General features: G+C 35.4%; 12 protein-coding genes. 11 read left to right on the top strand and 1 reads right to left on the bottom strand.

The window, feature by feature from the left end:
• Positions 1-5: 5 nt before the first annotated feature.
• From IGI43_RS04980 to IGI43_RS04940, 9 genes are all read left to right on the top strand, one after another.
• The gene (locus IGI43_RS04980) at positions 6-860 is read left to right on the top strand and encodes a phosphate ABC transporter substrate-binding protein PstS (protein WP_438756724.1); all 855 of its coding nucleotides are present in this window, start codon (positions 6-8) and stop codon (positions 858-860) included.
• A gap of 843 nt (positions 861-1,703) precedes the next feature.
• Positions 1,704-2,624: a phosphate ABC transporter permease subunit PstC gene (gene pstC / locus IGI43_RS04975; protein WP_438756723.1), complete on the top strand. Its 921-nt coding sequence runs from the start codon at positions 1,704-1,706 to the stop codon at positions 2,622-2,624.
• Positions 2,624-3,508, top strand: coding sequence for a phosphate ABC transporter permease PstA (gene pstA / locus IGI43_RS04970; RefSeq protein ID WP_438756722.1), 885 nt, complete (start codon positions 2,624-2,626; stop codon positions 3,506-3,508). Before pstC ends, pstA begins: the two co-directional genes overlap by 1 nt.
• A 16-nt stretch (positions 3,509-3,524) precedes the next feature.
• Positions 3,525-4,325, top strand: coding sequence for a phosphate ABC transporter ATP-binding protein PstB (gene pstB, locus IGI43_RS04965; protein ID WP_438756721.1), 801 nt, complete (start codon positions 3,525-3,527; stop codon positions 4,323-4,325).
• A 10-nt stretch (positions 4,326-4,335) separates the two neighbouring features.
• Positions 4,336-5,094, top strand: coding sequence for a phosphate ABC transporter ATP-binding protein PstB (gene pstB, locus IGI43_RS04960; protein WP_438756720.1), 759 nt, complete (start codon positions 4,336-4,338; stop codon positions 5,092-5,094).
• 17 nt (positions 5,095-5,111) lie between these two features.
• A complete protein-coding gene (phoU, locus tag IGI43_RS04955; RefSeq protein ID WP_438756719.1) occupies positions 5,112-5,783 on the top strand; it encodes a phosphate signaling complex protein PhoU in 672 nt (223 codons plus the stop codon).
• Between the two features lie 522 nt (positions 5,784-6,305).
• Positions 6,306-7,907 (top strand): daptomycin-sensing surface protein LiaX, encoded by a 1,602-nt coding sequence (liaX, locus tag IGI43_RS04950; protein WP_438756718.1) that lies wholly within the window; start codon positions 6,306-6,308, stop codon positions 7,905-7,907.
• A gap of 115 nt (positions 7,908-8,022) precedes the next feature.
• A complete protein-coding gene (locus IGI43_RS04945; protein WP_438756717.1) occupies positions 8,023-8,343 on the top strand; it encodes a PspC domain-containing protein in 321 nt (106 codons plus the stop codon).
• The gene (locus IGI43_RS04940; RefSeq protein ID WP_438756716.1) at positions 8,343-8,708 is read left to right on the top strand and encodes a phage holin family protein; all 366 of its coding nucleotides are present in this window, start codon (positions 8,343-8,345) and stop codon (positions 8,706-8,708) included. The genes IGI43_RS04945 and IGI43_RS04940 overlap by 1 nt, the downstream gene beginning before the upstream one ends.
• A 125-nt stretch (positions 8,709-8,833) precedes the next feature.
• On the opposite strand, the gene IGI43_RS04935 is transcribed toward IGI43_RS04940, so the two are convergent.
• Positions 8,834-9,808, bottom strand: a complete 975-nt coding sequence (locus tag IGI43_RS04935) for a GIY-YIG nuclease family protein (RefSeq protein ID WP_438756714.1) — start codon at positions 9,806-9,808, stop codon at positions 8,834-8,836.
• Positions 9,809-10,063: 255 nt separating this feature from the next.
• Here IGI43_RS04935 and hprK point away from each other — a divergent pair, with 255 nt between their 5' ends.
• Together hprK and lgt are read left to right on the top strand one after the other, a co-directional pair.
• Positions 10,064-11,002: an HPr(Ser) kinase/phosphatase gene (gene hprK / locus IGI43_RS04930; protein WP_438758815.1), complete on the top strand. Its 939-nt coding sequence runs from the start codon at positions 10,064-10,066 to the stop codon at positions 11,000-11,002.
• A gap of 242 nt (positions 11,003-11,244) precedes the next feature.
• Positions 11,245-12,075, top strand: a complete 831-nt coding sequence (gene lgt / locus IGI43_RS04925) for a prolipoprotein diacylglyceryl transferase (RefSeq protein ID WP_438756713.1) — start codon at positions 11,245-11,247, stop codon at positions 12,073-12,075.
• Positions 12,076-12,440: the final 365 nt, after the last annotated feature.

The following is a 12,440-nucleotide window of genomic DNA, read 5'->3' as shown; positions in this document are numbered from 1 at the left end:
GATAAATGAAAAAGAAAATGCTATTATTTTTTAGTCTAATTGGAGTACTAACATTATCAGGTTGCGCAAAATGGATTGATCGAGGTGAATCGATTACAGCAGTCGGCTCGTCAGCACTACAGCCTTTAGTTGAGACCGCAGCAGAAGAGTTCCAAAATCAAAATCCTGGACGGTTTGTCAATGTTCAAGGAGGAGGAAGCGGTACAGGATTGAGTCAAGTTCAGTCTGGTGCAGTGGATATTGGAAACTCAGATTTATTTGCAGAAGAGAAAAAGGGAATTGACGCCTCTAAATTGACGGATCATAAAGTTGCTGTAGTAGGGATTACGCCAATTGTTAATAAGAATGTTGGGGTATCCGATATTTCATTGGAAAACTTGAGAAAAATCTTTTTAGGTGAAATAACCAATTGGAAAGAAATTGGTGGAAAAGACATTCCGATCGTCATGCTGAATCGTGCAGCAGGAAGTGGTACACGTGTTACGTTCGAACGATGGGTATTAGATGGCAAAACAGCAATTCAAGCCCAAGAACAAGATTCAAGCGGCATGGTCCGTTCAATTGTTGCAGATACACCAGGAGCAATCAGTTATACTGCTTTTTCTTATGTTAATGATGAAGTCAATACATTAAGTATTGACGGGGTAAAACCGACTGATGAGAATGTTGTAACGAATAAATGGACAATTTGGTCCTATGAGCATATGTACACTTTAGGAAAACCAAAACAATTAACAGATGAATTCTTAGAATTTATGTTGTCAGACGATGTACAGGAAAAAATTATTGCTCAATTAGGATATATTCCTGTTTCTAAAATGGAAGTGGAACGAGATTGGCAAGGAAACCTCATTGATTAATCGACCTTTACACAAAATTTACAAACTTAACATAAGATTTACATGTTATTAAACGCAAATTTATGTTCGAAAGTTACACTGAGTTTATTATGAAAAGTGTTGAGCGTATGGGAATTTATTTGGAAAAAAGATAAAAATGTGATGTGACAAAAAGCGTCACAGACAATTTTTCCTATTTTACTGTCAGAGCTAAACGAGCCCGTTACGCTTTTAATGCTATCTAGTTCCACGGGCTAGCTCTTCGGAAAAAAGATAAAAATGTGATGTGACAAAAAGCGTCACAGACAATTTTTCCTATTTTACTGTCAGAGCTAAACGAGCCCGTTACGCTTTTAATGCTATCTAGTTCCACGGGCTAGCTCTTCGGAAAAAAGATAAAAATGTGATGTGACAAAAAAACGTCACAGACAATTTTTCCTATTTTACTGTCAGAGCTAAAAGAGCCCGTTACGCTTTTAATGCTATCTAGCTCCACGGGCTAGCTCTTCGGAAAAAAGATAAAAAAGGTATGTGACAAAAAGCGTCACAGACAATTTTTCCTATTTTTCTGTCAGAGCTAAGCGAGCCCGTTACGCTTTTAATGCTATCTAGTTCCACGGGCTAGCTCTTCGGAAAAAAGATAAAAATGTGATGTGACAAAAAAACGTCACAGACAATTTTTCCTATTTTACTGTCAGAGCTAAAAGAGCCCGTTACGCTTTTAATGCTATCTAGCTCCACGGGCTAGCTCTTCGGAAAAAAGATAAAAAAGGTATGTGACAAAAAGCGTCACAGACAATTTTTCCTATTTTTCTGTCAGAGCTAAGCGAGCCCGTTACGCTTTTAAATTAAGGAGGAATTTTCTTGGAAGATGTGCAGAAGACATTATTAACAAAATCAAAGCGCGCTAGAATGGAGCAACGAGGGAAATTTATTAGTTTTCTTTGTATTGCTTTGATTGTTTTGGTTGTTTTATCGATTTTTTATTTTGTAGCAAGTAAAGGTTTAGCGACTTTTTTTACAAATGATATCAAAGTATCTGACTTTTTATTCGGTACAAATTGGAATCCAAGCGAAACAGGAACAGATGGTAAACCAATGGTAGGTGCTTTACCTATGATTGCCGGTTCTTTTATCGTAACGTTTTTGTCTGCAATTATTGCAACACCATTTGCAATTGGGGCTGCTGTTTTTATGACAGAAATTTCACCGAAAAAAGGCTCGAAAATTTTACAGCCTGTAATTGAATTATTAGTTGGGATTCCATCAGTTGTTTATGGTTTTATTGGTTTATCAGTAATTGTGCCATTTATCCGTTCGATATTCGGTGGTACAGGTTTCGGGATTTTAGCTGGAACATTTGTACTATTTGTTATGATTCTGCCAACTGTTACGACTATGACTGTAGATGCATTAAAAGCAGTTCCGCGTCATTACCGTGAAGCCTCACTTGCCTTAGGTGCAACACGTTGGCAAACAATTTATAAAGTAGTTTTAAGAGCCGCAGTTCCAGGGATTTTAACTGCAGTAGTTTTTGGTATGGCACGTGCTTTTGGTGAAGCTTTAGCAATCCAAATGGTTATTGGAAATGCAGCAATCATGCCGTCTAGTTTAACAACACCAGCCTCAACATTGACAAGTATTTTGACAATGGGAATTGGGAATACAATTATGGGAACTGTAGAAAACAATGTGCTTTGGTCACTTGCTTTGATCCTATTGTTGATGTCATTATTCTTTAACATTATTATTCGAATCATTGGTAGGAAAGGAGCCTTGAAATAATGAATGCAAAAAAAGCAGATAAAATTGCAACAGGTGTTTTATATGCGATTTCAGGCGTGATCGTGCTGATTTTGGCAGCATTACTACTTTATATTCTAATTCGAGGTATTCCGCATATTTCATGGGACTTTTTGACTAAACCTTCTAAAGCCTATCAAGCGGGCGGAGGTATTGGCATTCAATTATTTAACTCATTATACTTATTGTTGATTACGATGCTGATCAGTTTTCCTATTTCGTTAGGTGCAGGTATTTATTTATCTGAGTATGCGAAGAAAAACTGGGTAACGGATGTGATTCGTACATCGATCGAAATTTTAAGCTCACTGCCTTCAGTAGTTGTTGGTTTGTTTGGTTTCTTGATTTTTGTCGTACAGCTGGGTTATGGTTTTTCAATTATTTCAGGAGCGTTGGCGTTAACATTTTTCAACCTGCCTTTATTGACAAGAAACGTTGAAGAATCATTAAAAGCGGTGCATTACACCCAACGGGAAGCTGGTTTATCTTTGGGCTTATCTCGCTGGGAAACAGTATTAAAAGTGGTTGTTCCAGAAGCTTTACCAGGTATTTTAACAGGAGTGATCTTGAGTTCGGGAAGAATTTTTGGTGAAGCGGCTGCTTTGATTTATACTGCAGGACAAAGTGCACCAGCCTTAGATTTCAGTAATTGGAATCCATTAAGTGTATCAAGCCCAATCAGTATTTTCCGTCAAGCTGAAACCTTAGCTGTTCATATTTGGAAAATCAATACAGAAGGCACAATGCCAGATGGTGCAGCTGTTTCTGCAGGTGCTTCTGCTGTTCTGATTTTAGTCGTTTTACTCTTTAATTTCGGCGCACGTTTTATCGGAAACAGATTATATAAAAGAATGACATCAGCCTAATGTTAGGGGAATCAGAATGAAAGAATATAATTTAAACGACACAAATATCATAAAATTGCCAGAACCGATTGCTTTGCATACCGATGATCTACATGTTTGGTATGGTGATAATGAAGCCATCAAGGGAGTTGATTTAGAGTTTGAAAAAAACAAAATCACGGCTTTGATTGGCCCTTCTGGTTGTGGTAAGTCAACCTATCTACGTTCGTTAAATCGGATGAATGATGGTATTGCAAATACTAAAGTAACTGGGAATATCATGTATAAAGATGTGAATGTGAATACAAAAGAAGTTGATGTTTATGAAATGCGTAAACGGATCGGTATGGTTTTTCAACGTCCCAATCCATTCAGTAAATCGATTTATGAGAATATTACATTTGCCCTCAAACAACATGGTGTAAAAGATAAGAAAAAACTAGATGAAATTGTGGAAACAAGTTTAAAACAAGCAGCCCTTTGGGAGCAAGTCAAAGATAATTTGAACAAAAGTGCTTTAGCGTTGTCTGGTGGTCAACAACAACGTTTATGCATCGCTAGGGCGATTGCGATGAAGCCGGATATTTTACTTTTAGATGAACCAGCTAGTGCGCTAGATCCGATTTCAACAGGAAAAGTTGAAGAAACATTAGTGAATTTAAAAGACGATTATACAATCATTATCGTAACACATAATATGCAGCAAGCTGCCCGTATCAGTGATTACACTGCCTTTTTCTACTTAGGTAAAGTGATTGAATACGATGAGACTAGAAAAATCTTTACACGACCAAAAATTCAAGCAACAGAAGATTACGTTTCTGGACATTTTGGTTAGGAGGAGCAAGATGACAAAAGAAATTATTTCATCAAAAGATTTGCACTTATACTATGGTAAAAAAGAAGCATTAAAGGGAATTGATTTGACTGTTAATCAAGGAGAAATCACTGCGATGATTGGACCGTCTGGCTGTGGTAAGTCGACCTATCTCCGTTCATTGAATCGAATGAATGATTTGATTCCTGGAGTGACGATTACTGGAAGTGTGGTCTACAAAGGTAAAGATATTTACGGTCCAAAAACGGATATCGTAGACTTACGTAAAGAAATTGGCATGGTTTTTCAGCAACCAAATCCGTTCCCATTTTCTATCTATGAAAATGTGATTTATGGTTTACGTTTGAAAGGTGAGAAAGACAAGCAAGTACTAGATGAAGCGGTAGAGAATAGTTTAAAAGCTGCTTCTGTTTGGGATGACGTCAAAGATAAATTGCATAAAAGCGCATTGTCCCTATCTGGTGGACAGCAACAGCGTGTTTGTATCGCTCGTGTTTTAGCAGTTGATCCTGAGATTATTTTATTGGATGAACCGACGAGTGCGCTTGATCCTGTTTCAAGCGGTAAAATCGAAAACATGCTTTTGACGCTGAAAGAAAAATATACTATGATCATGGTGACACATAATATGTCCCAAGCCTCAAGAATTTCTGATAAAACTGCTTTCTTTTTGCAAGGTGAATTGATAGAGTTTAATGATACGAAGAAAATATTCTTGAATCCTAAAGAAAAACAAACAGAAGATTATATTTCTGGAAAATTTGGTTAAATAAAGGAGGAACATCCATGTTGCGTAGTCAATTTGAAGAAGAATTATTGAATCTTCATAATCAATTTTACGAAATGGGAATGATGGTTAGTAGTGCAGTGCATAAATCAGTACGTGCGTATATCAACCACGATAAAAAAATAGCGCAAGAAGTAATTGATTATGATGTAGAAATCAATGATATGGAAGTTAAATTAGAAAAAAAGAGTTTTGAAATGATTGCTTTACAACAACCAGTAACAACTGATTTAAGAATGATCATCACTGTTATGAAAGCTAGCTCTGACTTAGAGAGAATGGCAGATCACGCAGTATCAATTGCGAAATCAACGATTCGTCTAAAAGGTGAAACAAGAATTCCTGAGATCGAAAAAGAAATTTCCGATATGTCAGATTACGTGAAAAAAATGGTGGATAATGTCTTGATTGCATATGTAAAAACTGATCAAAAAGATGCTCGAATGATTGCTAAAATGGATTCTCGAGTGAATGAGTATTTTTCTAGTATTTATAGCCATTCGATTAAGGCGATGCAGTCAAATCCAGAAACAGTGATCAGTGGAACGGATTATCTGCATGTAGCAACGTATTTGGAGCGTATTGGGGATTATGTAACGAACATTTGCGAATGGATTGTTTATCTAGCAACTGGAAAAATTACAGAGTTAAATACTAACCATGATGAATAAATACTAATAGATTAGTACTAAAGAAGAAACATAACATAATTTGACAATGTTTTTTCAAATGTTCTAACTGAGTGTATCATGCATTTATCCAAACTAAAGGATTGTAATAATGGCTAGTGCAAAAATGATTGACCAAGTATTAAAACCTGAATCAAAAAGATATGATTGTGAAACTTTATTATAGAAGCAAAAGAATATCAGCTTGTGTGAATCTTTATTGGGTTAAGTTGTCTAATACTGAATTAAAACATTCTGGCGTAGATATTTGTACTGTTATTCACCATTGATCATAGAAACTTTTAAAAATGGTTGATTAGTTTACACGATCACTAAAGGAAGAAGATAGCACGTATAGTGCATGATCTTCTTCTTTTTTTACATTTATACAACTTTTTTGATACTGTACGGAAGTACAGGGTAAAATTCATTCTTAAGTCCTATGACAAATAATAAAAAAGAAGGCATAATAGGTACATAAGGAAAACACCCTCGGGTGAAAAATTTGCTAAGGAGGCAATTTCCATGAAAGAAAGAGAAAGAGTATTAGACTTAGTTAAAAAAGGTATCCTATCTTCAGAGGAAGCTTTAGTATTATTAGAAAACATGGCGACAGAAAAAGATGAAAAACAAATCAAAAAAGCTGCTGACCAAGTAAACGTAACAAATACAACTGTTGATACAAAAGAAAATGATAAAGTCATAGATTTACTAAATAAGCTAGAAAGTCAAAAAGAAGACGAAACCGTTGAACCTGAGATTTCTGAAGAAGATGTTAAAGCAAAAGAAGCGCAAGATCATGAACGTTTAGAAAAAATTCTAGATGATTTAGCAACAGAAGCCAATCGTACATCTGTTGAGCTAGATGAAATCAACGCAGAAATTGCTGGTGTTAAAGAAGAAATCAAAGAATCACAAGAAAAATTGATGGAATTAAATACCAAAGAAGAATTAAGTGAATTAACAAATGAAGATTTAGAGTTACGAAAATCACTAGAAACTGAAATTAAATCTTTAGAAGATTCTTTAGATGAACGAATTCAAGAAAAAATTGCTCTTGAAGCTGAATTGAAAAACATTCGCAAAGAACAATGGTCCGGCACGAAAGATCGCGTCGCTTCAAAATTTGATATCCCTGATGATTGGAAAGACCAAGCAACTGATACGATCAATCAAGTCGGAGAAAAAATGAGTGAAGCTGGATCTCAATTAGGTTCATTCCTCAAAAAAACGTTCAGCACATTTTCAGAAACAATGAATGACAATATGGAATGGAAAGACGTTAGTTTTAAAGTTCCAGGTGTTGCTACAACAAAATTCGAACATGAATTTAACTACCCAGCACCACTTGCAAGTTTGATCGATGTTAAAGTAGCAAATGGAAATATCGTATTCAAAACATGGGATCAACCTGATGTTAAAGTAGAAGGAAAAATCAAACTTTATGGTAAAATGGATGCTGAAACACCGCTTGAAGCGTTCTTAGAAAGAAGTCAGATCGACGTGGATGATGAAGTGATTTCATTCCAAATTCCAAATAAACGTGTTCGCGCAGATTTGGTTTTCTACTTACCTGAACGTACATTTGATCACGTATCCATTAAATTATTAAATGGCAATGTGACCGTTGAAACATTGAAAGCAAAAGATGTCTATACTAAATCAACAAATGGCTCAATCACATTTAATAAAATTGATGCAACAATGCTTGAAATAGAAGGTGTCAATGGTGATATCAAAGTCTTGGATGGTGAAATCTTAGATAATATCATTGAAACGGTTAATGGGACGATAACGATAGCTGCGACGCCTCAAACAATCGGCGTTTCATTGATCAATGGTGACGTACGTATTACAGCGAAAGAAAATACACTACGTAAAGTAGAAGCAAGTTCTGTCAATGGTAATGTCAAAATTGCATTACCAACTGAATTAGGCATTGAAGGTACGGTAAAAACGAGTTTAGGCAGCATCAATAGCCGTTTAAGTGACTATGAGGTAATTCGTGAGAAGAAAGAAAGAACCAATCAACTATTACAATTTAGACGATTAAATGACGATGAAATGGCACAAATCAATGCTTCTACAACAACAGGAAACATTTATTTAAAAGATACAGATAAATAAGTGGGTAGAACTTGATTGCTTGAAATAAAATCTCTCTTTTTCGATAGTCAAGAGTATTTCTCTTGACTATCGCTAGAAGAGAAAAGTAAAATCTAAGAGATGAGAGGTGAAAAAAATGAGAAAACGATTGACAAAATCTCCCGATAACGTGGTATTAACAGGAACCCTAGCTGGAATTGCAGAATGGTTAGGGATTGATCCCACGATTGTACGTGTGATTTATGTGGTAGCCAGTTTTATCTTTATTGGCAGTCCAATTTTACTATATATTGTTTTAGCTATCTTGATTCCTTCAGGTAGAAATAAAAACTACAACAATTATGGGCATAAAAATTCTTACAATAGAAACACTCGTAATGCAAATCCGCATGCGAACGGACAAAAACAAAGAAAAGAAGCGGAAAAAGTGAACGACGATGACTGGAGTGACTTCTAATGACCTATTTTCAGCGTTTGATCGTTAATACGTTGACGTTTGTTTCACTCTCAGTGATTTTCCCAAATATGATTTTTGTGAGAAGTATTTGGATGGCGATTATTGCAGCCTTTGTGCTATCTATATTGAATATGTTAGTAAAACCAGTGTTGACCATTTTATCGCTTCCATTTACGCTACTTACATTTGGCTTATTTAGCTTCATAGTGAATGCGGCGATTTTAAAGATGACCTCTTCATTCGTTGGAGAAATGAATTTTGGCTTTTCCAGTTTTGGAGCAGCTGTTCTAATGGCAGTGATCATGTCTTTAGTTAATATGATCGTTAGTGAACGTAATATAGATAAATATAGTGGACAAGGATAAAACCTAAACGATAAGTTGGGTTTTATCCTTTTTTTATAGATGAAAATAAGTAATTTAAAAAACATATCTGATTTTGAAGAACATTGGTAAAAATCTTCGTATTGATCATATGTAGTATTTTTGCCCTATTCTTCATAAAAGGGATCTGCTAGCTCGAGTAGTTGACAATCTTTATGTCGATTAATGTAGTTATATAAAATAGTAATAAAATCAACTTGTTCTTTGGAAAATTGCGTGATAGTTTCGGGCTTATTATTAGGAAGCATTTTTCTCGCAAGTTCGCTCGGTTTGTATTTAGAAAAAGTTTGTCTTGTCAGTTTTCGGCTATTTATGATCAGACCCTGATGAATCAGATAACATTTCATTTTTGAACCAATCGGAATATACAAAAATTGCCAATCAGTTTGAGAAGCTAGAACTAATTTTTTATTTTGATTAAAAAAGCGGGTAAGAAACTGCCATTCTTCACGGAATTTTAGTGCTTTTTCAAATGAATTATTTTCTGAAGCTGCAATCATTTTTGCTTCTAAGCGATTTTGTGGCTGCTGATTGTTTAAGGTGAATGCACCAAGTATTTCTGAAGCTACGATATCTTGGTCAAATGATGATGTTGTATTTTTAGAGAAAGATTGCTGCCAATAATTTTTTTTATTTAATTCATAGACGTTTTCTAAAATTTGTTTTAATTCAAAAAGTTTTCGATTGGTCGAAAAAGGACCAAAGCAATTTTTTTTCGAGGGTATAGTACGAATAATGATTGATACTTCTTCAGATTCGGTATTGATTTCAATATATTGGTATCTTTCAAAAGAATTCATCTGCCGATTATAAATTGGGCGATATTCTTGAATTAGTCGACATTCAAGCAAGAGTGCATCGAGTTCAGAGTCAACTTCAATGACATCAAAATCAGTCAGTTGTTGAATCATACGAATTGTTTTCTTTGAGTGTTGTTTGTTTTTAACAAAGTAGCTACCAACGCGTTCCCGCAGTTTTTTTGCTTTGCCTACGTAAATAATTGTACCGTGTTTGTCTTTCATTAAATAGACACCAGGGTTTAGTGGAAGATTTCTTACTTGCTCTTTTAAGCTGTTTTTCATGAAAGCACATCCAATTTATTGTTTTTGACCGAATACAGTGATAAAACTAAGTATACGAATTAATTTAGGTTAGTCAATGAATAACGAGTATTTGAATTTTTTAAACCTATTTCAGAATAAAAATATGAGGATAAAAAGAACGGATACACGAATAATACAAACAAAACAAAGACAATCTTTCGAATAGCTAGAAACTTACCATATGAAATGATAAAATGGAACGAGTAGGAAACAGGAAAGGAATGAATGATAAAGATGGAAGAAATTGTAAAAATTCATCAACTGGTGCAAAAACTTTCTTTAGAAGTCGTTTATGGCGATGAAGAAAGTTTAAATAGAGAAATCACAACTGGAGATATTTCCCGTCCTGGATTGGAACTAACGGGTTATTTTAATTATTATCCTCATAATCGTTTGCAATTATTCGGTAGTAAAGAGATCACATTTTCTGAACGAATGATACCAGAAGAGCGGTTGATGGTGATGCGTCGTCTGTGTGAAAAGGATACGCCAGCCTTTATTATTTCTAGAGGGCTAGAAGCGCCAGAGGAAATGGTACAAGCAGCAAAAGAAAAAGGATTGGCAGTTTTACGTTCACCAATTTCTACGTCAAGATTATTGGGAGAATTATCGAGCTATCTAGATAGTCGTTTAGCGGCGAGAACTAGTGTACATGGTGTGCTAGTTGATGTTTATGGGCTAGGTGTTCTGATTCAAGGAGATAGCGGTATCGGTAAAAGTGAGACAGCATTGGAATTGATCAAACGTGGTCATCGATTGATTGCAGATGATCGAGTGGATGTTTATCAGCAAGATGAATTAACCGTTGTTGGTGAACCACCTAAGATTTTACAGCATTTAATTGAAATTCGTGGGATCGGGATCATTGATGTAATGAATTTATTTGGTGCAAGTGCTGTTCGAGGGTTTATGCAGGTACAACTCGTAGTTTATCTAGAGGCTTGGGAAAAGGATAAGAAATATGATCGTTTAGGATCTGATGATACGATGGTGGAAATTGCGAGTGTGGATGTTCCTCAAATTCGCATTCCTGTTAAAACAGGGCGAAATGTAGCAATCATTATTGAAGTGGCAGCAATGAATTTCCGTGCTAAAACTATGGGCTATGATGCAACAAAGTCCTTTGAGGACCGTTTGACAAGATTGATTGAGGAAAATTCTGACGCTCTTTAGTTGAGATGAAGTACCATACTATTTTCCTCGTTCATCAATTCCTAAGAGCTAAAGCTTAGAGGAATTAAATCTGATAGTAGCCAAGCGGAACGTTGTTACTATGATGTATTACTTAGCTGCATGAGTTAGCCTTTAGGAAAAAAGATAAAACCTGAAAGTGACCAAGTGCGTCACCGTCATGTTTTCCTATTTTTCGTCGATGCAAGACAGCTCATTCAGCTTTTAAATTAGGAGGAAGCCAAATGTTAGGACAAGTAAATCCAGTAGCTTTTAATTTTTTTGGAATATCTGTTTACTGGTATGCAGTTATTATTGTTTCAGGAATCGTACTAGCTGTTTGGCTAAGTAGTAGAGAAGCAGTTCGCGTCGGTTTGAAAGAAGATGACGTGATTGATTTTATGTTGTGGGGCTTGCCAAGTGCTATTATTGGTGCCCGCTTGTATTATGTGATTTTTCAATGGCAAGATTATGTTGATAATCCAATTGAGATTATTTTGACTAGAAATGGCGGACTCGCAATTTATGGTGGACTGATTGGTGGAGGAATTGCGTTATTTTTCTTCACAAGACATCGTTTTATTTCCACGTGGACATTTTTAGATATTGCAGCACCAAGTGTTATTTTGGCGCAGGCGATTGGACGTTGGGGTAATTTTATGAATCATGAAGCTTATGGTCCAGCGACAACAAGGAGCTTTTTGGAAAGATTGCATTTACCAAAATTTATTATTGATAACATGAATATTGACGGGATTTACCATCAACCGACTTTTTTATATGAATCTGTCTGGAATGTCCTAGGATTTATTCTATTGATTCTTTTAAGGAAAAAGAAGGCTTTCTTAAAAGAAGGCGAAGTCTTCTTAGGATATATTATCTGGTATTCTTTCGGTCGCTTCTTCATAGAAGGTATGCGTACAGATAGTTTGTATGCATTTGGAAGTATTCGAGTGTCCCAACTTGTTTCTCTTGTGTTATTTTTCGGTGCGATTTTGCTTGTGATCATTCGACGTAAAACAGGCACAGTAAAATTTTATGACCGCGATAAAGGAATTGTAAAAAAGGCTGCATAGAACTGCCTATTACAGCTGAGCTATGGTAAAATGTTAAATGAATATGAAAGTTATAAAATTTGTCATTTAATTTGGTTAGTTAAAGAAATAAGAAGTTGAATGGTAGATATATTTATAGAAATATTTTAATCTAGCTTCACAAACTAGCTCTTCGGAAAGAAGATAACAATTGAAGGAGCCAAAAAGCGGCTCAATCAGTTTTTCCTATCTTTCTGTCAAAGCTGGTCAAATTCGCTCAGCTTTTTTATGATCTAGCTTCACAAACTAGCTCTTCGGAAAGAAGATAACAATTGAAGGAGCCAAAAAGCGGCTCAATCAGTTTTTCCTATCTTTCTGTCAAAGCTGGTCAAGTTCGCTCAGCTTTT

It is taken from the genome of Enterococcus sp. AZ126, from assembly GCF_051714545.1.
Lineage (GTDB): Bacteria > Bacillota > Bacilli > Lactobacillales > Enterococcaceae > Enterococcus_L.
Note: the sequence above shows the minus strand (reverse complement) of the source record. Positions and strands in the feature narration are given on the sequence as shown.

Bases quoted from the DNA above. Each gene is read 5' to 3' on its own strand.
- IGI43_RS04980 (WP_438756724.1), top strand. From the start codon at position 6: ATGAAAAAGAAAATGCTATTATTTTTTAGTCTAATTGGAGTACTAACA.
- pstA (WP_438756722.1), top strand. From the start codon at position 2,624: ATGAATGCAAAAAAAGCAGATAAAATTGCAACAGGTGTTTTATATGCG.
- pstB (WP_438756721.1), top strand. From the start codon at position 3,525: ATGAAAGAATATAATTTAAACGACACAAATATCATAAAATTGCCAGAA.
- pstB (WP_438756720.1), top strand. From the start codon at position 4,336: ATGACAAAAGAAATTATTTCATCAAAAGATTTGCACTTATACTATGGT.
- phoU (WP_438756719.1), top strand. From the start codon at position 5,112: ATGTTGCGTAGTCAATTTGAAGAAGAATTATTGAATCTTCATAATCAA.
- liaX (WP_438756718.1), top strand. From the start codon at position 6,306: ATGAAAGAAAGAGAAAGAGTATTAGACTTAGTTAAAAAAGGTATCCTA.
- IGI43_RS04945 (WP_438756717.1), top strand. From the start codon at position 8,023: ATGAGAAAACGATTGACAAAATCTCCCGATAACGTGGTATTAACAGGA.
- IGI43_RS04940 (WP_438756716.1), top strand. From the start codon at position 8,343: ATGACCTATTTTCAGCGTTTGATCGTTAATACGTTGACGTTTGTTTCA.
- IGI43_RS04935 (WP_438756714.1), bottom strand. From the start codon at position 9,808: ATGAAAAACAGCTTAAAAGAGCAAGTAAGAAATCTTCCACTAAACCCT.
- hprK (WP_438758815.1), top strand. From the start codon at position 10,064: ATGGAAGAAATTGTAAAAATTCATCAACTGGTGCAAAAACTTTCTTTA.
- lgt (WP_438756713.1), top strand. From the start codon at position 11,245: ATGTTAGGACAAGTAAATCCAGTAGCTTTTAATTTTTTTGGAATATCT.